General features: G+C 42.3%; 24 protein-coding genes. 9 read left to right on the forward strand and 15 right to left on the reverse strand.

Annotated elements, in window-relative coordinates:
- Window positions 1–3 precede the first annotated feature (3 nt).
- Complete coding sequence (locus J3L16_RS06985; protein WP_207612180.1) at window positions 4–723, forward strand: ABC transporter ATP-binding protein; 720 nt, start codon at window positions 4–6, stop codon at window positions 721–723.
- The gene (locus tag J3L16_RS06990; protein WP_207612181.1) at window positions 723–3,251 is read left to right on the forward strand and encodes an FtsX-like permease family protein; all 2,529 of its coding nucleotides are present in this window, start codon (window positions 723–725) and stop codon (window positions 3,249–3,251) included. Before J3L16_RS06985 ends, J3L16_RS06990 begins: the two co-directional genes overlap by 1 nt.
- Window positions 3,252–3,273: 22 nt before the next feature.
- Here J3L16_RS06990 and J3L16_RS06995 read toward each other — a convergent pair whose 3' ends face one another.
- Window positions 3,274–4,179, reverse strand: a complete 906-nt coding sequence (locus J3L16_RS06995; protein WP_207612182.1) for a TIGR01777 family oxidoreductase — start codon at window positions 4,177–4,179, stop codon at window positions 3,274–3,276.
- A gap of 2 nt (window positions 4,180–4,181) precedes the next feature.
- Window positions 4,182–4,553, reverse strand: a complete 372-nt coding sequence (folX, locus tag J3L16_RS07000; protein ID WP_207612183.1) for a dihydroneopterin triphosphate 2'-epimerase — start codon at window positions 4,551–4,553, stop codon at window positions 4,182–4,184.
- Between the two features lie 74 nt (window positions 4,554–4,627).
- On the opposite strand from folX, the gene J3L16_RS07005 reads away from it, so the two are divergent.
- Complete coding sequence (locus J3L16_RS07005; protein WP_207612184.1) at window positions 4,628–5,662, forward strand: AI-2E family transporter; 1,035 nt, start codon at window positions 4,628–4,630, stop codon at window positions 5,660–5,662.
- Here the strand turns inward: J3L16_RS07005 and J3L16_RS07010 are convergent.
- The 3 genes from J3L16_RS07010 to J3L16_RS07020 all read right to left on the reverse strand — a co-directional run bounded on the left by J3L16_RS07010 (window position 5,634) and on the right by J3L16_RS07020 (window position 7,978).
- A complete protein-coding gene (locus J3L16_RS07010; RefSeq protein WP_207612185.1) occupies window positions 5,634–6,971 on the reverse strand; it encodes an ATP-binding protein in 1,338 nt (445 codons plus the stop codon). The two genes, J3L16_RS07005 and J3L16_RS07010, sit on opposite strands and share 29 nt — an antisense overlap.
- The gene (locus J3L16_RS07015) at window positions 6,962–7,636 is read right to left on the reverse strand and encodes a response regulator transcription factor (protein WP_207612186.1); all 675 of its coding nucleotides are present in this window, start codon (window positions 7,634–7,636) and stop codon (window positions 6,962–6,964) included. Before J3L16_RS07015 ends, J3L16_RS07010 begins: the two co-directional genes overlap by 10 nt.
- Before the next feature lie 69 nt (window positions 7,637–7,705).
- Complete coding sequence (locus J3L16_RS07020) at window positions 7,706–7,978, reverse strand: PepSY domain-containing protein (RefSeq protein WP_207612187.1); 273 nt, start codon at window positions 7,976–7,978, stop codon at window positions 7,706–7,708.
- A gap of 108 nt (window positions 7,979–8,086) precedes the next feature.
- Here J3L16_RS07020 and J3L16_RS07025 point away from each other — a divergent pair, with 108 nt between their 5' ends.
- Window positions 8,087–8,971, forward strand: a complete 885-nt coding sequence (locus tag J3L16_RS07025) for a putative RNA methyltransferase (RefSeq protein WP_207612188.1) — start codon at window positions 8,087–8,089, stop codon at window positions 8,969–8,971.
- Here J3L16_RS07025 and J3L16_RS07030 read toward each other — a convergent pair.
- Genes J3L16_RS07030 through J3L16_RS07060 form a run of 7 tightly spaced genes read right to left on the reverse strand, consistent with a single transcriptional unit; the run spans window position 8,932 to window position 15,978 of the window.
- Window positions 8,932–9,252, reverse strand: a complete 321-nt coding sequence (locus tag J3L16_RS07030; protein ID WP_207612334.1) for a YciI family protein — start codon at window positions 9,250–9,252, stop codon at window positions 8,932–8,934. The two genes, J3L16_RS07025 and J3L16_RS07030, sit on opposite strands and share 40 nt — an antisense overlap.
- A 20-nt stretch (window positions 9,253–9,272) precedes the next feature.
- On the reverse strand, window positions 9,273–10,091 hold the full coding sequence (gene trpA / locus J3L16_RS07035) for a tryptophan synthase subunit alpha (RefSeq protein ID WP_207612189.1): 819 nt from the start codon (window positions 10,089–10,091) through the stop codon (window positions 9,273–9,275).
- On the reverse strand, window positions 10,081–11,271 hold the full coding sequence (gene trpB, locus J3L16_RS07040; protein ID WP_207612190.1) for a tryptophan synthase subunit beta: 1,191 nt from the start codon (window positions 11,269–11,271) through the stop codon (window positions 10,081–10,083). Before trpB ends, trpA begins: the two co-directional genes overlap by 11 nt.
- A 10-nt stretch (window positions 11,272–11,281) precedes the next feature.
- Window positions 11,282–12,733, reverse strand: coding sequence for a bifunctional indole-3-glycerol-phosphate synthase TrpC/phosphoribosylanthranilate isomerase TrpF (gene trpCF / locus J3L16_RS07045; RefSeq protein ID WP_207612191.1), 1,452 nt, complete (start codon window positions 12,731–12,733; stop codon window positions 11,282–11,284).
- Window positions 12,733–13,767: an anthranilate phosphoribosyltransferase gene (trpD, locus tag J3L16_RS07050; RefSeq protein WP_242698722.1), complete on the reverse strand. Its 1,035-nt coding sequence runs from the start codon at window positions 13,765–13,767 to the stop codon at window positions 12,733–12,735. The genes trpCF and trpD overlap by 1 nt, the downstream gene beginning before the upstream one ends.
- Window positions 13,768–13,771: 4 nt before the next feature.
- Window positions 13,772–14,374: an aminodeoxychorismate/anthranilate synthase component II gene (locus tag J3L16_RS07055; RefSeq protein WP_207612192.1), complete on the reverse strand. Its 603-nt coding sequence runs from the start codon at window positions 14,372–14,374 to the stop codon at window positions 13,772–13,774.
- Window positions 14,375–14,376: 2 nt separating this feature from the next.
- A complete protein-coding gene (locus J3L16_RS07060; RefSeq protein WP_207612336.1) occupies window positions 14,377–15,978 on the reverse strand; it encodes an anthranilate synthase component 1 in 1,602 nt (533 codons plus the stop codon).
- A gap of 230 nt (window positions 15,979–16,208) precedes the next feature.
- Here J3L16_RS07060 and J3L16_RS07065 point away from each other — a divergent pair, with 230 nt between their 5' ends.
- Genes J3L16_RS07065 through rluB form a run of 5 tightly spaced genes read left to right on the forward strand, consistent with a single transcriptional unit; the run spans window position 16,209 to window position 19,991 of the window.
- The gene (locus J3L16_RS07065; RefSeq protein WP_207612193.1) at window positions 16,209–17,054 is read left to right on the forward strand and encodes a PHP domain-containing protein; all 846 of its coding nucleotides are present in this window, start codon (window positions 16,209–16,211) and stop codon (window positions 17,052–17,054) included.
- Between the two features lie 49 nt (window positions 17,055–17,103).
- Window positions 17,104–17,724, forward strand: a complete 621-nt coding sequence (locus J3L16_RS07070; protein ID WP_207612194.1) for an L-threonylcarbamoyladenylate synthase — start codon at window positions 17,104–17,106, stop codon at window positions 17,722–17,724.
- Window positions 17,725–17,744: 20 nt separating this feature from the next.
- Window positions 17,745–18,557, forward strand: a complete 813-nt coding sequence (locus J3L16_RS07075; protein WP_207612195.1) for a segregation/condensation protein A — start codon at window positions 17,745–17,747, stop codon at window positions 18,555–18,557.
- On the forward strand, window positions 18,547–19,107 hold the full coding sequence (gene scpB / locus J3L16_RS07080) for an SMC-Scp complex subunit ScpB (protein ID WP_207612196.1): 561 nt from the start codon (window positions 18,547–18,549) through the stop codon (window positions 19,105–19,107). The genes J3L16_RS07075 and scpB overlap by 11 nt, the downstream gene beginning before the upstream one ends.
- Window positions 19,104–19,991 carry a 23S rRNA pseudouridine(2605) synthase RluB gene (rluB, locus tag J3L16_RS07085; RefSeq protein ID WP_207612197.1) on the forward strand — a complete coding sequence of 296 codons (888 nt, stop codon included), beginning with the start codon at window positions 19,104–19,106 and terminating at the stop codon, window positions 19,989–19,991. Before scpB ends, rluB begins: the two co-directional genes overlap by 4 nt.
- Before the next feature lie 70 nt (window positions 19,992–20,061).
- Here rluB and bamE read toward each other — a convergent pair whose 3' ends face one another.
- The 3 genes from bamE to nadK all read right to left on the reverse strand — a co-directional run bounded on the left by bamE (window position 20,062) and on the right by nadK (window position 23,142).
- Window positions 20,062–20,406, reverse strand: coding sequence for an outer membrane protein assembly factor BamE (gene bamE / locus J3L16_RS07090; protein ID WP_207612198.1), 345 nt, complete (start codon window positions 20,404–20,406; stop codon window positions 20,062–20,064).
- A gap of 102 nt (window positions 20,407–20,508) precedes the next feature.
- Window positions 20,509–22,197 (reverse strand): DNA repair protein RecN, encoded by a 1,689-nt coding sequence (recN, locus tag J3L16_RS07095; protein ID WP_207612199.1) that lies wholly within the window; start codon window positions 22,195–22,197, stop codon window positions 20,509–20,511.
- 81 nt (window positions 22,198–22,278) lie between these two features.
- On the reverse strand, window positions 22,279–23,142 hold the full coding sequence (gene nadK / locus J3L16_RS07100) for an NAD(+) kinase (protein WP_207612200.1): 864 nt from the start codon (window positions 23,140–23,142) through the stop codon (window positions 22,279–22,281).
- Window positions 23,143–23,181: the final 39 nt, after the last annotated feature.

Below are 23,181 nucleotides of genomic sequence, written 5' to 3' on the forward strand. Positions count from 1 at the left end.
TACATGACTCAACATGACAATGAACACTCCAAATACAGTATTGCGGTTAGCAAGGTTACTAAAACTGTGTCTACGGGGGAAGGTAAACTTCAAATTCTTCAACCTATTTCTTTTAATGTTCAACATGGAGAGTCAATCGCGATTGTCGGCGCGTCGGGTTCTGGAAAGTCGACTTTGCTAGGTTTACTTGCTGGCCTTGATGAAACATCCAGTGGCGAAATTCACATCGAAGAGTCGCCTTTGCATACCATGAACGAAGAACAACGCGCTCGTTTACGGGGTGAAAAAGTCGGGTTCATTTTTCAAAGTTTCATGCTAGTTCAAAGTTTAACCGCGTTAGAAAATGTAATGCTACCAGCGCAAATTGCAGGTTTAGATGATCCCGCAAGAAAAGCAAAAATAATTTTGGAACAAGTTGGTTTATCGCATCGAGCGTATCATTTTCCGAATCAGCTATCTGGTGGTGAGCAACAGCGTGTGGCTATAGCCCGAGCCTTTATTGGTGAACCCAGTATTTTGTTTGCTGATGAGCCTACAGGGAATCTAGATGCAGCTAACAGCACTAAAGTTGAAGACTTACTATTCACACTTAATCGTGATAAAGGAACAACCTTGGTATTAGTAACTCACGACGACGAATTGGCCTTAAAGTGTGATCGCCAGCTAAGAATGAATGCTGGGGTGTTACAAGAAATTACCGCTAACGCTGAGGAAGTGGCTTAATGGTATTAGATCTTGCGTGGCGCTTATTTCGGCACGAAGCTCGCAGAGGCGAGTTAACTATTATCTTATTTGCAATAATACTGTCGGTGTCGGCTGTGTTATCACTAAGCTTATTCAGTGAACGGTTACAAGCCGCGTTAGTGGACAGATCTGCTGCATTTATGGCGGCAGATAGTCAATTGCGCTCCCGAGAAGGTTTTAATGACGACTGGGAACAAGCTGGTATTACAGAGGGCTTATCTACTGCTCGCCAAGCAAGTACTCGCTCGATGCTATTTGGCGAACAAGCCATGTCACTTGTGGATTTACGGGCGGTAAGTGAAACTTATCCACTCAAAGGCGATATTAAAGTGATGGATAAGCCTTTTGGTAAAATCTCGGTGACCCAAGATACCCCAAGCGACGGCAATGTGTGGTTAGATTCTAGGTTGTTTCAATTGCTGGATGTCAGTCTTGGAGATACGGTATTCATTGGCGACAAAGCCTTTGTTGTTGAAAAAGTACTAGGTGAAATTCCCGACGCGGGCTTTGCTTTCTTTGGTTCTGATCCTATCGCGTTAATGCCGCTATCTGATTTAGAAGCGACAAAAATTACGGGAGAGGGAAGCCGTGTTAACTATAAAACTTATTTTGCTGGTGAAAGCAACTTAATCAGTAGCTATTTCGATTGGTTAAAACCCCAACTTGACGATGAAATACACAGTTGGCGCTCGTTGGAAGACGACGACTCTCCTATTGGTGAATCCGTCGCGACGGCTGAGCAGTATTTTTTATTAGCAAGCTTACTGGCCATTGTGCTTGCGGCGGTTTCTATTGCGGTTGCTGCACAGCGATATAGTCGACGACATTACGACCCTGTAGCTATTATGAAAACCCTTGGCGCGTCGACATCGGTTATACGTAAAGTGTATGTGCTTCAAGTTACATTTATTATGTTGTTGGGCATTGCAGTAGGCCTTGTAGTGGGGTTTGTTACTCAGCATATAGTGGTGTTGGCTTTGGCAAATTCGGTAGATGTGTCCTTATCTGTATGGCATTGGCGGCCAGTCGCTATTGCGACGTTTACTGGTGCGTTGTGCGCCTTTATGTTTTCTATTTATCCTTTACTGCAACTTTTTTCTATACCGCCATTACGGGTGTTAAGAAGAGATATAGATTCGAACTTATCCGCTAAATGGCTTCAGTTCGCTGCTGCTGGGGGCGCTATTTTTGCGTTAATGTGGGCTTATAGTGGAGAACTTCTGATCAGCGCTATTATGTTTGCGTCTGGCATTGCGTTAGTGGCTAGTTTAATTGGCGTTACGTATATTTTAATTTTTGTGGGACGAAAATTAGGTCAAGGTAGCATGGGACCTTGGCAATTGGCGTGGGCTAGAATCAAGCGCCGCTCTATGGACAATAGTGTTCAGTTGATCAGTTTTTCTGTCACCATTATGTTGCTATTGGTGGTACTTGTCATGCGTAACGACATGATATCGCAATGGCAAGATCAGCTGCCTGCGGGTACTCCTAATTACTTCATGATGAATATCACGGAAGATGAAAAACAAACACTTACCCAGCATTTTACGGATAACCATGTAGACATGGGGTATTTGTACCCCGTTGTTCGCGGGCGTTTTGTGTCTATAAATGGTGAGCAGATAAACACCAAAGTAAACGATAACGATGAAGACGACAGTGAATCAGAAGGACGAGATGGGCTTGGTAGAGAAGCCAATTTAACCTGGGATCTTGAACTGCACAATGAAAATAAAATTGTTGATGGAGAATGGCATAAAGATTGGGTAAACCCGAATACTGATGAGCTTACGTTATATCCTGTATCGGTGGAAAAAGACTTAGCCCAACGGTTATCTTTGGAGCTAGGGGATGAACTCACATTTAATATAGGTAGTGAGATTGTTCACAGTCGTATAACAAGCTTTAGAGAAGTAAATTGGCAGTCAATGCAGCCCAATTTCTTTTTTATTTTGCACCCCCAAGCACTTAAAGAATTTACTCCCGTTTATTTGACGAGTTTCTATTTGGCCGCAGAACGTCGAGAAGATTTAACCACGTTATTGAGTCCTTTCCCTACGGTGAATTTGTTTGATGTAGAATCGAGAATTAATCAATTAAGAGCGGTAGTAGATCAAGTTTCATTGGCTGTAGAGTTTATTTTAGTATTAGTGCTAATTGCGGGTAGCCTAGTGTTAGTTGCACAGGTACAAGCGAGTATGGATGAACGACAACAAGAGTTGGCAATTTTGCGTACTTTGGGCGCGAAAGGCTCTCTTATTCGACAAAGTGTTATTTTTGAGTTCGTGATTATTGGGGTAGTCGCTGGACTTATGGCTGCCATTGGCAACGAATTAACACTCTTGCTATTACAAACAAAAGTCTTTCAAATGCAAGCGAGTTTACATTTGAATTACTGGCTAATTGCCTCTGTATCGGGAGCAGCGGTGGTTGGCGTATTAGGCGCAATAAGTTGCTGGAGGTTGTTGTCGTTAAATACCACTACACTGCTTAGGAAAATGATTTGATGTTACTACTGTATCCAGAGTCTTAATCAAATAAGTTACCCAAAGCTTGGTTTAGTTTTGGGTAACTGAATTTAAATGCCGACGAGAGTAATTTTTCTGGGTAGACAAACTGCCCCGTTAGCAGTATATCTGCACTTTCTCCCATTAATGTACGTAGTGCAAAGGCGGGCATTGGAATTAAAGTAGGGCGGCTAAGTGCATGACCTAGCTCATTTACAAAGTCTTTATTTGATACAGGAAACGGTGCGGTGAAGTTAAAGGCGCCGTTTAGGTGTTTATTTTGAATGAGGTGATGTATACCTGCAATCATGTCGTTTATATGTATCCAAGACATACCTTGCACCCCAGAGCCGATTTTCCCACCAAGACCAAGCTGAAAAGGTAAGGTCATTTTTGCTAACGCACCTTGTTCTTTGGCCAAAACAATACCCGTTCTTAGCACGCAAACACGGGTTGCAGGGCTTTGTACATCTAGCGCAATGGATTCCCATTTCGAACACAAACGGTGAGTAAATTCGTCGTGAATCTCCGTTGAACTTTCAACCATAGGCCTTGTGCCTTGACGACCGTAAAATCCTATAGCAGAGCCAGATATAAAGGTGTGAGGTGGAGTAGAGCTTGTCTTAAACAAGGCGTTTAATGCTTGAGTCGTCTCCCAACGACTTTGTTCAAGGGTAGTCTTATGTTGTTTAGTCCAGCGTTTGTCTGCTATGGGTTCACCGGCTAAGTTAATCACGCAGTCGATATCATTCAAGTTGGACAACGCCTCAAGAGACGATATAAATCGAATTGAACACTCAGTTCTTTTTAAAGACGAAGATGTTGGCTTTTTAGTTCGGCTAAGAACTGTAACCTGATCATCGGCGTTAAGTGATTGGCAAAAATGGCTTCCGATAAGCCCAGTACCTCCGGTGATCAGATATCGCATAATTAAATCGCTTCTTTATTGCAAGACAAGGTTAAGGACACTGAATCTGAAAAGCGCAATGCGTGAGGTTTGTCTATTTCCACTTGGGCAAATTTCACCCACGGATGCTCTGATGCAATGGCTAACACTTCAGCAGTAAGTTTTTCTAAAAGGTAAAACCGGTTGTCTTCTACTAACTTAATAATAGATTTAGTAATGAGTTTATAGTTTAACGCGTCGTCTATTTGATCGCTGTCAGTGGCCCGTGCGCCATCGTAGTGAATGACAACATTCACTACCACATCCTGTTTATTTTTTATCTCGTCGTCTTTAATACCAATGTAAGTGCGCAAGCGAAGGTTTTTTATTTTTATTGTGGCGTCGTTCAACGTCATTCGAATTCCTGTTGGCTTATTGTCTGTTTTTGTTACTCTATCTATAGAATACAGTTTTCCGGAAAAAACTATACATGCAAGTTCAATCACCCGTGGCAAAAATGTTAATCGTTTTTGCCAGTTTAATTATCATTATGGCGGGCATTAAAGCGGCGACAACCATTGTTGTTCCGTTTTTCTTATCGATTTTTATTGCCATTGCCTGCGGACCAATTATTAAATGGTCTAGCACCAAAGGCGTTCCTCGATGGGCATCCATAGTACTAGTTATACTCTTAATTTTGGTAGTCGGATTCATGATTGCTGGATTAGTTGCGCAATCTATGGCGGAATTTAGAGAGAATTTACCCACTTACAAAGAACAAATGTCAGTACAGTTTGATTGGATCGTAAATCAACTGGCTCGTTTTAATATCGAACTCAATCGAGAATTGGTTCAAAGTCATTTAGATCCTGGTTTGGCAATGTCTATCGCCACCAATTTTTTAAGTGGAATGGGAGGGGTGTTATCAAACCTTATTCTTATTTTGCTTACCGTTGTGTTTATGTTGTTTGAAGCTGAATCACTGCCTCGTCGTATTCACATTGCAATGTCAGATCCAGAAATGGAATATCAACACGTAGACAGGTTCATTCAATCTGTGAACAGCTATCTTGCGATTAAAACAGTTGTAAGTCTATTTACTGGGCTTGTTATTGGTATTTATTTAAGTATTCTAGGTGTGGATCACTTTTTACTTTGGGCGGTATTGGCATTTTTACTGAACTACATTCCCAACATTGGCTCTATTGTCGCGGCAGTGCCTGCTGTAATGATGGCGTTTATTGAACAAGGCTGGGGCGTTGCAGGCTTAACTGCTTTAGGGTTTGTTGTGGTGAACATGGTCATGGGCAATGTGGTTGAACCTAGGTTTATGGGCAAAGGGTTAGGGCTGTCTACCTTAGTGGTGTTTTTATCATTAATTTTTTGGGGATGGCTACTTGGGAGTGTAGGTATGCTGTTGTCAGTACCACTGACTATGGTAGTAAAAATTGCGTTGGAATCTCGTCCTGAAAGCCAGTGGCTTGCTATATTATTATCTAGCGACGGGAATGTTCAGGACAATTAAAACACAAGGTCATTCTAGCGCCACCTAAAGGTGAAGTTCCAATCACCAAGTTACCTGCGTAGCTAGACATAATATCCACCACTAAGGCCAAGCCAATCCCTTGGCCTTCTTGGTAATTATCTAAGCGATTACCTCGAGTGAGTAAAAGGTGTCGTTTGTTTTCAGGGATCCCTGGGCCATCATCATCCACATGAATATCAAAGGTATTGAGCTTTTTTTCTATACTCAATGCAACATTGGATTTGGCGGCCTTACAGGCGTTATCGAACAAATTACCAAGGCATTCCATAAGGTCGGTTTGTTCTGCCATTATTTCAATGTCGTCGGCAACACTGTGCTCAATAATCAAAGATTTATCGGCGTGTACTTTTTTCATTGCGCCTACTAATTTTCCAACTAAAGGCGCTAATTGTGTCATTTGTTGAATACCAGCGGAAGTTGTCGACGCCCGCTTAAGTTGCCTATCGATAATGGCTTTAATTTCAAACAAGGGTTGTTCTAGTGTTTCAGTTGATGCTTGATGAATTTTAGCTTCGCCTAATGCAACAGTTAAAGGGGTTTTTAAACTGTGAGCTAAATCGCTTAAGCTGTTTTTATAGCGTTCTCTTTGTTGATATTCATTGTCGATCAGCAGATTAATACTGTTGGTTAACGGTGCAATTTCTTTAGGGTATTCATTCTTAATGTGGGATTGGGATCCCGATGTGGTGCGCTTAATTTCATGCCGCAAACGAGACAGAGGTCGCAATAAAAAGCGTATTCCCATAATCAGACATACCAATAACCCTAAATTTAACATGCCCATCCAGCCCCACAAGGTTTTTAAAAAGGTCCTTCGTGCAGCAATATAGCTAGATTGATCGAACAGAACAGAAAAATACACAGGGGAGAAGCCCCAGTCGGTTTCAAATTCAGCGGTGTAGGAATAAATGAAGTGCTCATTTGTTTCAATAAAGCTTTCTTGGCCGGTGTCAGGAGGCTCAGGTAAATGATAAAGAGGCATTCCGTCGGTAGAGGCTGATTGCCAAACTAGGGTGTCTTTCCATCGAATATAACCGTATACGCCAGATTCACTCAGATTCAATTTTTCATCGTAAACAAATATCGGCATATTGGGCGCGTCATCTTCGAAATTAAATTCACTTATCAGCATTAATGCTGTGAGTTTTAATTGTTCTAATGTGGCGCTTTTAAGCGTAGCGGCATAGGCTCTATCAATAGCGAAAATCGCGATAGGTGTAAATAAGATAAGGGCGACTAGCGCAATAATTGCGCTTCTTGCTCTTAGTGAAACAGAATTTAAGCCCATTTTGCTAGTCGGTAGCCTCTACCTCTAAGTGTTTCAATGGGTTTAACGTCACCATTGGGGTCTAGCTTCTTTCGTAAACGACCGATAAATACTTCGATTACGTTGCTGTCTAAATCGAAATCTTGGTCGTAGATATGTTCCGTTAACTCAGTTTTTGAAATCACTTTTTCAGGATTCAGTAAGAAATACTCAACAACCTTATATTCATATGCAGTAAGTGAAACGGATACATCATTTACTGTAACATCTTCACTGAGTGTATTGAGTGCAATAGGGCCGTGACTAAGTAATGGATTCGCTTGACCTGACGCACGTCTGATTAACGCCTTGAGACGAGCCAGCAATTCTTCGTTTTGGAAAGGTTTGGTGAGGTAGTCATCTGCTCCAGCATCTAAGCCTTCGACTTTCTCTTGCCAGCGATCTCTTGCCGTCAGCATAAGTATGGGCATTGAAATATCTTTTTTACGGCATTGCCTGACTAATTCAAAACCATCTATTTTGGGAAGGCCAACATCGACGATAGCCGCATCATAGGGATACTCATTGGCTAAAAATAAGGCTTTTTCTCCGTCATCGGCAAGATCGACACTGTACCCTTGTTGCTGTAGCATCACATCGAGTTGGGTAAGAAGACGACTATCATCTTCAACGACAAGTAAACGCATAATTATCAGCTCTCTCTTAATTTAGTTCGACGTTCAATAGTTGGATTTATTCGGCTTTTTATTGCTTTTTTATTGTACTTTGCCGGTTGTTCGATTCACATTTACAAATACAACACGGCCTGATTTAGACAGCATTTTGACTTTATAGCTGTTTGAACTCTTATCAACTCTAAGTACACGGCCTTCTACTCGACTTCTGGCAACCTTAACGGCTTGTGACTGGCTGATTTGTTTTTTGCTTTCTGAGCTTGATGGGGTTTGTGCTGCAGTGGGTAAAACTGCGCTGCTGGCAATTAAGCCAGTTGCAATACACAAAACCTTTAACCACAAATGAAAACGCATATTAAACTCTTCGATAACCATAGTTTCAGTATATATTCTGCATCTGAATGCTTACTGAATGCAAATCCATTGATATAATGTGTAGATTGGATTTCAAAAAGTGTTCTTATGCAGCCTATCTCATCTTTTTTTTGGCGTTGCCCATCTTGTTCTTTGGCTTTAAATTATTGTGATGGAGCCTGGACTTGCGAAAACAAGCATAGTTTCGATAAAGCTAAGGAAGGTTACGTTAATTTATTATTGGCGCAACACAGAAACAGTAAGGAACCCGGTGACAGTAAGGCTATGATAACAGCCCGTAGGCGATTTTTGTCTGAAGGATATTATCAGCCTCTTATGGATGAAATCGTTGCTGCTTTAGTAAAACATACTCAAGCTGGTGTCCAGTCAAAGCCCGAGTCACAAGAAAATACACTATCGCTATTTGATGCAGGTTGTGGAGAAGGGCAATACTTAAGTGCCATTTTCTCTGGGCTAGTTAATCAAGGAATAACCCCTAAGGTGTCTGGTGTGGATATTTCTAAACCTGCAGTGCAAAAGGCAGCTAAGTTGTTAAAACAAGGTCAGTTTGCCGTTGCAAGTACTTATTCTGTCCCTTTGTGTTCGGCAACACAAGATGCCGTTGTGCAAGTGTTTGCACCAAGTTCAGAACAAGAAATTCACCGTATTTTAGATGACCAAGGGTTATGGATAAAAGTCTCTCCCGGCCCAGAACACTTGTTTGAACTTAAACAAAAAGTGTATGACACTCCTGAAAAACACACTGTTGATACACTTGTACCTTCGGGGTTCACTTTATTAGAAACTAAAAGTTTAACCTTTCCTATGAACCTTTCTTCTCCTGAAATTCGAGAAGCCTTGCTGATGATGACCCCTTTTTATTGGCAAATATCAGAAACAAAAAAAGACGCACTACTGGCGTCTTTAATGTCTTTAACCGCTGATTTTCATATTCAGCTATTTTCTAAGGCGCTGCCTAACACGGGTTTGTAGGGTTTCACTTCTACTTGCTGGTAAACCCCTGCTTCAATATATGGGTCGGCATCGGCCCATTGTTTTGCCTCTTTTAACGAGGTGAATGCGGCTATAACAACGGAACCTGAAAAGCCAGCTTGTGTGTCGTCAGGAACTTCGCTTAAAGGGCATGGACCTGCCACTAAAAGGCGACCTTCTTCGTTTAACGCTTTTAATCTATCAATATGTGCGGGTCGAGCGCTCATTCTTTTTTCAAGAGAATTTTCAATATCTTGTGAGTAAATTACAAAGTAGGGCATAGTCATTGATTTTGTTCCTTTTAGCGCTGAGTTGCAGCTTTCATGCTTGCAACGAAATCACCAAGCTCTGCTAGCATTTTATCTGCGTTGCCTAAGTGTTTAGCAATAATATTTACCGTCGCAGAGCCAGAGATCGCGCCTGCTGCGCCGGCTGCGATGGCTTCTGAAACCTGCTCTGGTGTCGATATACCAAACCCAAGTAAGGGCCTTGCAGCATTGACCGCGGTTAAATTATCTATAAGGGTTTTTGCTGGAATATCGGCTTTAGTTTCTGCACCAGTAACACCGGCTCTACCTAACAAGTACGTGTACCCTGACGATAGGTCACCTATTTGTTGTAAGGTCTCTTGCGTCGCATTGGGGGGGGCTATCAGTATTTGATCTATGCCAGTTTTATCAGCAATGTCTTTAAAGCTTGCTGATTCTCTTAACGGAACGTCGGCAATAAGAATTGAATTCACACCGCACTTAGCCGCCTTTTCATAGAAACTTTCTATACCCGCAGCAAGCACTAAGTTGCTATAAAGTAGCAAACCAATAGGCACATTAGGGTGTTTTTCGTTAATTCTTGCAAGCAGTGCTAGACAATCTGAGGGGGTAATACCAGAGCTCAATGCACGAATGCTGGCCGCTTGTATTGTGGGGCCATCGGCAATGGGGTCGGAATAGGGAATGCCCAACTCAAGTGCATCAGCGCCACTTTCGATTAATTGCAAAATAATCTGTTCAGATTCTTTAATACAAGGGTCGCCGATCATGACGAAAGGAACAAATGCGCCTTGATTTTTTTCATCGAGACTCTGGAACATAGCATCGTAAAGGTTAGCGTTATTTGGCATCGAAATTTTCTCCTAAAATGCTAATGACGTGATTCAAGTCTTTGTCTCCACGTCCAGAAAGGTTGACCACTATGATGGTTTCTTCTTCTGCTTCATCGGCCATATTCAGTGCATGAGCTAAGGCATGTGACGACTCTAAAGCAGGAATGATCCCTTCTTTTTTGGCTAGAAGCTGAAAGGCATTTAATGCTTCATCATCGGTCGCAGCAACATATTCAGCGCGACCTATATCGGCAAGGTGAGCATGTTGCGGGCCTACCGCAGGGTAATCTAAACCAGCAGAAACAGAATAACTTTCTTCTATCTGGCCTTCTTTGTCCTGCATTATGTAGGTATACGCTCCGTGCAAGATACCTTGGGTTCCTGTCACAATTGTTGCGCCGTGTTCTTTTGTGTGAACACCTTTACCTGCTGGCTCTACGCCAATCAAGCGGACATTTTCTTCGTCAATGAAATCTGCGAACATGCCGATGGCATTTGAACCTCCACCTACGCACGCAACCACAGCATCAGGTAGACGACCTTCACGCTCTATTATTTGGCGCTTCGTTTCCTCTCCAATCATTCTATGGAAGTCTCTAACCATAGTTGGGAAAGGGTGTGGGCCTGCTGCAGTACCAAGCAAGTAATGTGCTTTATCGTAATTTGCCGACCAATCTCGCATGGCTTCGTTAACGGCATCTTTTAATGTGCCAGAGCCTGCGGTAACGGGAATCACTTCAGCGCCCATTAAACGCATTCTAAATACGTTAGGTGATTGACGCTCAACGTCTTTTGCACCCATATAAATTCGCGCTTTTAAGCCTAATAAAGCACAAGCCAAAGCCGTTGCAACGCCGTGTTGTCCAGCACCTGTTTCGGCAATAACTTCCGTTTTACCCATACGCTTAGTCAGTAATGCTTGGCCTAACACTTGGTTAGTTTTATGTGCGCCACCATGCAGTAAGTCTTCTCGTTTTAAATAGAGTTTTACTTTTGGGTTATTAACAATATTTCGCGTAAGTGTGAGGGCGGTAGGACGTCCTGCATACTCGGTGAGTAATTGATGAAATTCTTTTTGAAAGCTAGGATCTTCACTGGCTAACAAAAATTCTTTTTCAAGCTGATCTAACGCAGGGATCAGCAGCTCAGGAACATACATTCCACCGTACTGTCCAAAACGACTGTTAAGCTGATTCATGATTGTCTCTTTAATTCTTTGAATGAGTGGCGCTTACTGATAAGCATCGAGTTTGTTGTAATGTGCGATAAACAGCATCAGCATCTTTAATACCGGGCGCGCTTTCTACACATGAATTAATGTCAATAATGTTGGGAGATACCTGACATGCGTTCGCAATATTGTGCTCACCTATACCCCCCGCTAATATCCATTTTTGCTGTTCGGGTAAATCGGCTAGGTGTGACCAATCGAATGCTTGTCCCGTTCCACCTTCTTGTTCGCCCACTTTACAATCGAACAATACATGATCACAGTTAGGGTCATTCAGTGTATCGTTTGCTAACTCAAGTTGTTCGCTGGTGGGTGATACCGACATAGGAACGGCCTGCCATAATTGCTGTTCAGGCGATAACTTCGCTTTCAATTCAGCGCGAAACGAGGCGTTTTCGCTACCGTGAAGTTGAATTGCTTTAATCGGCAAAGCGTCAATAACCGCTGTAATTTCATCAAGGCTGTTATTTCTAAACACGGCAACATAATGTTCAAATACAGCTTCGTCAGGCACGTCTTGAACTATTTGCTTAGCCTGTGCAAGAGTTACAGCTCTGGGAGACGAAGGGACAAAAATAAAGCCTAAGTAGGTCGCGCCCGCTTGTAACGCAGAAATGGCGTCTTTCGCTTGGGTGATCCCACAGACTTTGTTTTTACCAAACACTATGCTTTTTACTGCGTTAGGTAGATTCTTTTGTGCCATTAGGGCACTGCCGACTAAAAAGCCGTGGCTGATAGGTGATAAACGCTTTACGTCATCATGGGTGTAAATACCCGATTCAGATATAACCACAAAATCGTGTTGTGCGTCTGCAAGCATAGGGACTAGACGTTCGGTTGTCGCAAGGTCTGTAGATAAGTCGCGAAGGTTGCGATTGTTGATTCCCATTATTTTTGCTTCAAGCGCAATAGCACGGGTCATTTCTTCTTCGTTGCTGACTTCTGTTAATACATCTAATTGCAACTGTTCGGCAATCGCTGCCAAGTCTCGATATTCATCATCACTGAGTACTGACAACATTAGCAAAATCGCATCAGCTTGGTAGTAACGAGCAAGGTAGACTTGGTAAGGGGATATAAAGAAATCTTTATTGAGAACCGGTACCGTTGCTCTTTGGGTTACATAGTTTAAATACTCGTATTTACCTTGAAAGTATTTTTCATCGGTTAATACTGAAATACCCGCGGCATAAGGCAAGTAGGCAGACAAAATTTCATCTAAATCAAAATGCTCTCTTATTAATCCTTTTGATGGTGATGCTTTTTTACATTCGAAAATAAATCCAACCTTTGACTTATTTAATGAATCAAAAAGAGAGCGTGTTGATGGTGTCAAATCGTCAATAAAATGAGTAAGGGGAAAGTCCAATTCTCTTTGGGCGACTTCAACACGTTTATCTGCAACAATGGTTTCTAAAACATTGGCCATTAGCATTTGCCTCCATTACTCAATTCAGCTGTGCGGGCGAGTAAATCAATTGCTTTACCTTGCTTCATTACGTTCATCGCTAATTCCGTTCCTTGAGAGAAGGATTTAGCAAGCCCTGATAACACCAACAACGCAGAGCAGTTCATCGCAATAGCAGCTTTATGGGCCTCTTTACCTTCACCGTTTAACGCATCCATTATCAGCATTTTGTTTACTTCTGGCTCTCCGCCTTCAATATCGCTTATAGGGTAGGAAGGTAGTCCAAAATCCTTTGATGTTACTGTGAGTACACGCTTGTCTCCGTGATCGAGCTCTACAATAGTACTTTCGCCGTGCAGAGCAAGTTCATCTAAGCCGTCACCGTGAACTATCATGGCTTTATGTTGGCCCATTAACATTAATGTTTCCGCATAGACATCGAGTAAGTGGGGAGAATATACGCCCAGTAAACTGTGAGAAGGGTTCGCTGGATTAACCAATGGCCCTAATATATTAAATACAGTACGGGTCTTTAGTTGGGTGCGAACAGGCATGACATGTTTCATACCTGAATGGTAAACAGGGGCAAAAAGAAAGCAAAGCCCAGTGTTATCTAAACACTTACGTGCGATTTCAGGAGACATGGTTAAGTTTACGCCACAGGCCGCAAATAAATCGGCAGAGCCGGACTTACTCGATACACTTTTGTTTCCGTGTTTGGCAACTTTTACGCCACAGGCTGCTGCCAATATTGCTGCTGCACTAGAAATGTTAATGGTGTTGTGGCCATCGCCGCCTGTTCCTACTACGTCCACGAAAGGGTAGCTTGGGGTGGGGAAAGGCAATGCATTTGCAATCATTGCTCGCGCAGCACCGGCGATTTCATCAGGTGATTCTGTTTTTAATTTTAAAGCAACCAACAAAGCCGTTAATGGAATTGAATCAATTTTTCCATGAAGCACTTCATTAAATACCGAAAATGCGTCTGCTTGAGACAGGCTTTTACCTTCAAGCACTAAATTCAGAGCGGTTGGCATGTCCATACTCGGATTCATGGTTCTAAGCATCCCCTAGGGTTAAATAATTCAGCGTGTTGGCCAAGAGTTGGCTGCCCGCTGTGGTTAATATGGATTCTGGATGAAATTGAAAGCCCATCATTTTATCTTGTGGGTGCCAAATTGCCATCACTTGGTCGCCGATACTCGCTAATTTCTGTAAAGAATCAGGGAGTTTTTGTGCAACTAACGAGTGATACCTTGCGATGGGTAACGGGTTAGGCAATTCAGAAAACACACCGCTTTCATTGTGGGGAAGCAATGACGCTTTACCGTGCATCACAACGGGCGCTCTTCCTACGGAACCGCCGTAATGTTCAACAATGGCTTGATGACCCAAGCAGATACCTAACACTGGAATTGAGCCCGCAATTTGGGTTAAAAGTTCGGGCATGCAACCTGCATTTTGAGGTTCTCCTGGGCCGGGCGATAGGACAACCACAACCTGATGGTTTTTTTGTTTTTCTGCAATGGCATCGAGTACGGTTTGTACATTTAATGTGTTTCGAAACACACTAACAAAGTCGCTGACTCTTTCTAATTCATCCACTAAATTATAAGTGAATGAGTCGACGTTATCTAATAAAACAACTGCTAATTTAGTCATAACTATTTCGCTCCAGACGCCGTTTTTACCGCGGTGATCACGGCCTGTGCTTTTGCTCTCGTCTCATCGGCTTCGGCTTGCGGAATGGAGTCGTGAACTACGCCAGCACCGGCTTGAACATGAGCGATACCGTTTCTCACAAATGCAGCTCGTATTACAATACAAGTGTCCATATCACCGTTGCCGTTTAAATAGCCTACAGCACCGCCGTAGCTGCCTCTGCGTTTTTGTTCTACTTGTCGAATAAGTGCGGCTGCACTGACTTTGGGTGCACCCACTAAGGTTCCCATATTCATACAAGCTTGATAGGCATGTAACGCGTCTAAATCGCTGCGAAGTTTACCAACAACTCTCGACACTAAATGCATTACGTGAGAATATCTATCTACGTTCAATAATTCTTTTACATGACGAGTTCCAGGACGACTCACTTTTGCAACATCGTTACGGGCCAAATCGACCAGCATGATATGTTCTGCTTTTTCTTTATTATCTTCTCGTAAAGACAATTCAAGTCTGCTGTCTAAATCAGGATTCGGACTGCCATCTGCGTGTTTCCCTCGGGGGCGAGTACCTGCGATTGGGTAGACTTCTACATCATTTGTGCTCGCAGTGTATTTTAACGCTGACTCAGGGGATGCGCCAAACAGGGAAAAGTCGGGTGTTTGTAGGTAAAACATGTAAGGGCTGGGGTTTTGCTGTTTTAAACAGCGGTAAGCCTCTAATGGTGCTTCACAAGGTAGCGAAAAGGTCCGAGAGGGAACAACTTGGAAAATATCGCCCGCGAGAATATTTTCTTTTAATTTTAGTACATCATTTTTGTATTGTTCATCGCTTTTATCGGTTACTAGAGGTAAATCTGTATTCGAACTTTGATTTAGCTCTTTCGTATAATTTTCTGGCAGTGATGCTAGTTTTGTTTTCAGCGTATCTATGTGTTGAGACACTGCAAAGTAATTCTGTGCGACGTCTTCGCCACTGAACACACTACCGGCAATATCTGCAATACGTTTTTGATGATCAAAAGTAATCAGGGTTTCAGCCAAATAAAACAAATAGTCAGGACAGGTGTTTTCTTTGGTTGGAACTTCGGGCAAAGTCTCATAAGTGGCAAATACATCGTAACCAAATACGCCACCTAAGAAAACAGCATTGTCTATGTCGCGAATGGGCTCTAATGTTGACGAAATAACCCGTAGAACATCAAACACACTAAGGGCTTTTAAACGAGCATCTTCATCGAGGCTATCAGGTCGAGAGGGAATGCAAATGCGCAAACTGAAGTTCGTTTCATCGAGGCTTGATTCAATCTGACATTGGCCTTCAAGTGCACAAGAGATCACGGGTAAAACAGACTTCCCGTTATTGGTAAGTGCGCTAATTTCAACCTTATCAGCCCAGCATTCTATTTTTACTGCGGCACTGGTCATCAGTAGACTTTTGAGGTTGTCTTTACTGTCAATTTCAGCGGATTCTAGTAGCAAAGCCGGTGTATTAGGGTCGCAAATTTGCTCCATAATACTCAGCGGATCATTGTTATAGGGCACCGAATGGACAATGGTTTCAACTTGTCCTGTTTGTGTTCCGAGTGTTGCCAAAGCCACGGCATACCTCATAATTTATAAAGTTAAGAATAAAAAAAAAGCCCGTTAAAAAAACGGGCTTTCATATATTTTGCGCACACACACGCCGGCCCGTCGAGTTAGGACAGCCACCACCAATTAGCTACTTTTCTAGAAATTGTTTTCATTAAAAAACCTGTGCGTGTTGTAAATCATTACCTGTTACAATACCCCATAGGAGAAAACATAATGGCCTCAGTGTCAAGGTAAATTTGAAAATAGACTTACATTCGCACACAACTGCATCAGATGGTCAGTTAACGCCAACAGAGTTAATGTTGAGAGCGGCTAATATGCAAGTAGACGTATTAGCATTAACGGATCACGACACCTTAGGCGGTATTGACGAAGCTAGAGCAGCGATTGCAGAGCATGATTTGAAGCTTACTGTTATTGCCGGAATCGAGGTGTCTACGCTATGGCAAGGCTTTGGTATTCACATTGTTGGTTTGAACGTTGATACCAATAATGCTGAATTCAATCATTTCGTCAGTGAACAAAAACGGATACGTGAAGAGCGAGCTTTGCGCATTGGTGAAAAGCTAGAGAGAACCGGTTTCCATGGAGTGTATGAGCAAGCTCAGGCCGCAGCAAAAGACGGCGAAATTACACGGGCTCACTTCGGCCGTGCTTTGGTGCAGTTTCATGGCTTAGGCTCGATGGCCGAAGCGTTTAAGCGCTTTTTAGGGAAAGGCAAAGCCGGCGATGTTAAAGCTCAGTGGCCAAGCATTGAAATGGCGGTCAATGCTATTCAAAGCGCAGGTGGTGAAGCCGTATTAGCTCATCCGCTAAAGTACGATTTAAGTACCAAATGGATACGCCGTTTAGTTTCTCATTTTGCTGATGTACAAGGAGATGCTGTGGAAGTTGCAGGTCCAGGTGTTACAGGGCAAAAGCAGTTACTTATTCATGAAATTGTTGCTGAAGCCGGTTTGAAAGGCTCTGTGGGGTCTGATTTTCATGCTCCAGGACGGTGGACCGAATTAGGTCGATTTACACGAGTATTACCCAATGTTTCGCCCATATGGCAAAACTGGCCGTTGACTTCTACCTTGTAACGTCTTGTGTCATACTTGCGGCCGTAATCGTCTTTATTGAGAGTGTGTTTTGAGTCAATTTTTTTACATCCACCCAGATAACCCGCAACGTCGTTTGTTAAAACAAGCCTGTGAGCTTATTCGCGAAGGTGAAATTATTGTTTATCCAACGGATTCTGGGTATGCCATCGGCTGTCAGATGTCAGATAAAACCGCACTTGAAAAAATCATTCGCATTAGGTCGTTAGATCAGTATCACAATTTTACCCTAATGTGCAGAGACATGAGTGAATTGTCAGTGTATTCAAAAGTCGATAATACGGCGTTTAGGCAAATAAAAAATAATACACCAGGGCCTTATACCTTTATATTAAAAGCAACTAAAGAAGTCCCCCGTCGCGTACAAAATGCGAAACGAAAAACCATAGGTATTCGAGTTCCAGATAACATGATTGCCTTGCAACTCTTAGATGAGCTCGATGCGCCTTTACTTTCTACGACCTTAATTTTACCAGGAGAAGATGGCGCTGAAACGGACCCAGATGCAATCAGTGAAAAAATCGGCAATCAAATAGGGGCTATTATTCATGGTGGCTACTTGGGCGAACAGCCAACCACTGTCATTGATATGAGTGACGGTGACACAAACATTATTCGTTATGGAAGTGGCGACCCAGCGCCATTTGAATAAGTCGAACTGGTAGTAAGCCTATGGAGCATTTACCTGTTCAGCAGCCTCTACCTTTGGCATTTGTTAATGGTGAAGCTATCGTTGAGCAACCTCACGATTTATATATTCCTCCTGATGCACTTGAGGTTATCTTAGAGTCTTTTGAAGGGCCGTTGGATTTACTTTTGTATCTTATCCGCAAAGAAAAAATGGATATTATGACAATGCCAGTGGCTGACATTACACGACAATATATGGATTATGTTGAAGTAATGAAAACGCTGAAACTTGAGCTTGCAGGTGAATACCTTTTGATGGCTGCGATCCTAGCAGAGATTAAATCTCGCTTACTTTTGCCCAAAAGAGACAATGATATTAACGAAGAAGAAGACCCAAGAGCTGAGCTTATTCGTCGATTACAAGAGTATGAAAAAGTACAAGCTGCAGCATCAGAACTTGATAATCAACCTAGGTTAGAACGAGATATTTTTGGTACCAACGTAAAGGTCGCTAAGATGCCTGTAGCCGAAAATCAACAGCCTGATGTGGCTTTAAAAGAGCTTATTGTCGCGTTTAGCTCGGCAATGAAACGAGCTGGAGCCTATGAGCACCATCAAATTACGGCAGAAAAATTAAGTACAAGAGAGCGCATGAGTGCCATTTTAGCTAAACTGAAACAGTTACCTAAAGGAGAGTTTCTGCGTTTTTCTTCGCTTTTTTTAGTGGAAGAAGGAAAAGCAGGGTGCGTGGTTTCATTTCTGGCGACCTTAGAGCTATTGAAAGAGCATCTTATCGTGTTGGTACAAGGTGGACCAAAAACTCAAATGCATATAGCTCTGTCTCATGAAGAATAAAACAAGTAAAATAGAACCAACAGAGCTTAAACCCATTGTAGAAGCTGCGTTATTTGTCAGCGAATCAATCATGACTGTTGGTAAATTGAAAACCACAGTGTTGAGCGACTTTTCAGTATCGAAAGACGAGATACTGACAGTGATAGAGGCGTTAACGAAAGATTATGAAGGCAGAGGCATTAACCTAATTAAAGTGGCCTCAGGTTGGCGCTTTCAATCAAATGAGAGTTTAGGGCCTTTGTTAGGACGAATGTGGCAAGAACCGCCGCCCCGTTATTCAAAGGCATTACTGGAAACACTTGCACTTATTGCTTACAAACAGCCCATCACCCGAGGTGAAATTGAAGATATTCGAGGGGTTGCGGTTAGCAGTAGCATTATAAAAACGCTAATAGAAAGAGCGTGGATACAGGTAGCGGGATACAAAGAGATTGCGGGTAAACCAGCACTTTACGCTACGACCAATGAATTTTTAGATTATTTTTCGCTGACTTCTCTGTCTGAGTTACCCAGCAGCGGACTATTTGATCAGACAGGTAATGATAAATGAAGTCTCGTACACCAATAAATACCGATAAATTACAAAAAGTACTCGCAAATATGGGGTATGGCTCTAGACGTGAAATGGAACGTTGGATCAGTGATGGCCGTATTTCTGTAAATGGAAAAGTTGCTACCCTAGGCGACCGGATTAACGAAAGCGATCAGGTTCGTGTAGATGGTCATATCGTCAACCGTCAGCAAACCCAAACCGTATGTCGAGTATTGATGTACAACAAGCCTGAAGGTGAGTTGTGTTCTCGTAAAGACGAAGAGGGCAGACCAACTGTATTTGACCGTCTTCCTCGTTTAACTGGTGGGCGTTGGATTGCGGTAGGCCGCCTCGATTTAAACACCAGTGGTTTACTGCTGTTTACCAATGACGGTGAATTAGCAAATCGTTTAATGCATCCAAAGCATGAAATAGAGCGTGAATACGCGGTTCGAGTGTTTGGCGAAGTCACCCGAGATATGCAAAAAGCCGTATTGAAAGGAGTAAAACTGGAAGATGGCGAAGCTAAATTTACCAGTTTAAGAGCCCGCAAATCAGAAGAAGAAAGCTTAAATCAATGGTTCGATGTTACCTTATCAGAAGGTAGGAACCGCGAAGTAAGACGTTTATGGGAAAGCCAAGGCGTGCAAGTCAGTCGACTTATTCGTTTGCGTTATGGGCCATTATCGCTAGAAAAACGACTTCCTCAGGGCGGTTGGTTAGAACTAGAGTTAGAGCCACTGAATAAACTAAGAGCGTCGGTTGGGCTAGATAACGAAACTGAATCTATGGCAGATACGCGTAAAGGTAAACTAGATCATGTTCAACTGAGCCGTATGCGACGTTCAGTGAAAAAACACAAAGTGAATCGTCAAGCGAAAAGTAAGCCTAAAAGACAGTAGTCATTTAACTCTTTAAATGTACATGGCTTGGTTAGTATGTGATCAAGCCATGTATCAATACACAAGACCGCTATTCGATAGGTTCGTAAAACGATTCTGGTAATTCTAAGTCACTCTCAACGCGAGCAATTTTTTCATCTTCAAAATAAATAAACATATCTTGGCGAACATCTTTACCGCGCTTTTTCATTCCACGTTTTAGATCGTACACATAATACCAAGTATCAGTATCAAAGCTGTCTTGTACAACAGGTAAACCTAATACGAATACAACTTGTTCTTTTGTCATACCGATGCGTAAATCTTCAATTGAGTTTTGATCGAGAAAGTTTCCTTGGGGAATATCGATCCTAAAAATCCAATCGGTACATCCTGACAACATTAACAAACTAACAAGAACTACCGCATATCTCATGTAACTTTCCTAAACACTTAATTTTGTAAACTGACTCACTGTTAGGTACGCATGCTACCTGTTCATGTACGACCAATCAATAAAGGTTTAGTTCGTTATGCATTAATTTACTTGTTCGGCTTGTTTTAACAGCTCTTTTGCATTTTCTATAGCGCTTTCAGTTACCGTATCGCCTGCTAGTAGCCTTGCCAGTTCATGAATTCTGTCTTGGGGCGTTAACGGTAATACGTTTGTTTCTGTTTGAGTACCATTGGTTAATTTAGATACAAAAAGTTGGTTATGAGCTTGCGCAGCAACTTGCGGAAGGTGAGTCACGCACAATACTTGTTGATCTTGACCTAAACGTTTTAACAGTTGTCCTACGATAGAGGCGGTAGGACCGCTGATACCTGTGTCCACTTCATCAAAAATAAGTGTTGGGGCTGCATCTTCAGATAAACTGATAACTTGAACGGCTAATCCGACTCTTGATAACTCTCCACCAGACAACACTTTGTCAAGAGGGCCCTGAGGTTGCCCTGGATTAACTGAAATTAATATTGAGACTTTATCTAGCCCTAGTGCCGATGCTTTTGCGTTCTCATCGAAACTCACTTTTAATGTTATCTGAGCATGAGGCATATTCATTTGTGCGACATAATCAAGCAAAGACGCAGAGAAGGCTTTTGCGGCTTTTTGTCTGCTGGTACTGAGTTTTTTCGCTTGTTTTAAATAATCTGTTTTAGCCAAAGCCACTTCTGCTTTTAAGGTAGTTAAAGTTTCTTCATCAGCACTGAGTGTAGCGAGCTCATTACTGAGTGTTTGGTGGTAGCTATATAGCGCTTCAGGTTGAATTTGATGTTTCCTAGCCAAACTGACGGCTAAGGAAAAGCGAGATTCAATTTCTGCAAAACGCTGTGGGTCTGCATCAAGGGAGTCGGTGTAGTGACGCAATTCATGAATGGCTTCTTCCAGCTGAGCAGCGGATTCTTGCAATAGAGAGACCGTTGATGTTAATTGGCCATCGTGCTCAATTAAATCTGAAAGGCTATCTATTTGTTGTTGCACTACAGAAAGCGCGGCATGTTGATCTGCATCGTACAGCAAATGCAAACTTTGTTCTGACTGTTCAACTAAATGTTGATGATAAGAAAGCCGTTTATGTTCCGCTTCCAGCTTTTCAAATTCACCGTCTTCAATGGCAAATTCGTCGAGCTCTTTTACTTGGTAAGAAAGCAATTGTTGGCGGTCTGCTCTGCGAAGTTTCTCATCTTCTAATTTTTGCAGCTGTTGCTGTTTTGACTTCCACTCTGAGTAAAAATTAGCGACGGAAGTCATTAATTTAGGATGATTGGCAAAGTTGTCTAAGGTGGTTCGTTGAACATCTTCTTTTAATAAGGCTAGATGGGTATTCTGACCATGAATAGAAAGTAGGTGAATGCCTAGCTCTTTTAATTGCGCAAGTGACGCAGCAGAGCCATTAATGAATGCTTTTGAACGACCTTCTTTTGAAATTACTCTGCGTATAAAACAGGTATCGGGTTCGTCTTCACTTAACATGGCATTATCTTCAAGCCAGATTTTGGCATTGACGCAATTGACCAGTGAATGATGAGCGACAATTTCTGCTTTTTCAGCACCAACGCGAACAGAACTCGCATCGGCTCTATCACCAATACATAAACCCAAGGCGTCTATGGCAATGGATTTACCTGCGCCGGTTTCACCCGTAATCGCGGTTAAACCTTGTTCTAGGTTTAATTCGAGTTGTTTTACTACAGCAAAGTTCTTAATTGATAAATGAATAAGCATAAATATACTATATGTTTATACAGTGGTAGTGTAAATATATACAGTGTATGAATATTGTAAAGTAGTTTTTTTAATCGACGCCTATTTTCCCCAGTTTAGTTTTTTTCTTAATACGGTGAAATAATCATAAGAATCAGGGTGTATCAACCTTAGTGTATCTTCGCATTTTTCAATGAAGACTTCGTCGCCAGGTTGGATGGATAGCTCGATATGGCTGTCACAACTGACTTGTAAACTTTCACTGTTGTCTGCTGACACGCACATTCTTAATTTTGAATCGGCGTTAATTACAATAGGTCGGCTGGATAGCGTGTGGGGAAACATTGGAACTAGGGTCAATGCATTAAGCGAGGGAACTATGATTGGGCCTCCACCAGATAACGAATAAGCGGTTGAGCCCGTTGGCGTTGCGACTATCATACCGTCTGCTCTTTGACTTGAAACGAAAGTACCGTCTAGGTAGATTTCGAATTCCATCATGTGAGCTACTTGGCCGTGGTGTAATACCACTTCGTTAAGCGCAGTGCTTTTGTGCACAGTAGAATGGTTTCTTTTAATTTCAACTTGTAATAAAAAACGGTCTTCGACGTGTCTTTTGCCAAGAAACAAGGTATCGATTTGTTTTTCGATTTCGTCGGGGCTAATGTCGGTTAAAAATCCAAGCTTGCCTCTGTTTACACCAACCACGTGAATATCGTATTTAGCGAGTGTACGTGCAGCGCCTAACATATTACCGTCACCACCGACGACAATGGCTAGTTGAGCCTGTTTACCGATTTCTTCTAAAGTGCAACGTTCCACACCTTGGGTTATTTCAGGGGCGATGCCATTGGCAATCAATATTTTTGTACCTTGCTTTAATAAGTAATCAACAAGGGTTTGAATACTGGTAAGAGTGCCTTGGTGATCGGATTTACCGATTAGGCCAACGGTGGGATAGCGCATGAATTCATTCTAAATAGGGTGTTTTCTTGAACCCTAGCA

This window comes from Alteromonas sp. 5E99-2 (assembly GCF_017368475.1).
Taxonomy (GTDB): Bacteria; Pseudomonadota; Gammaproteobacteria; order Enterobacterales; family Alteromonadaceae; genus Alteromonas_F.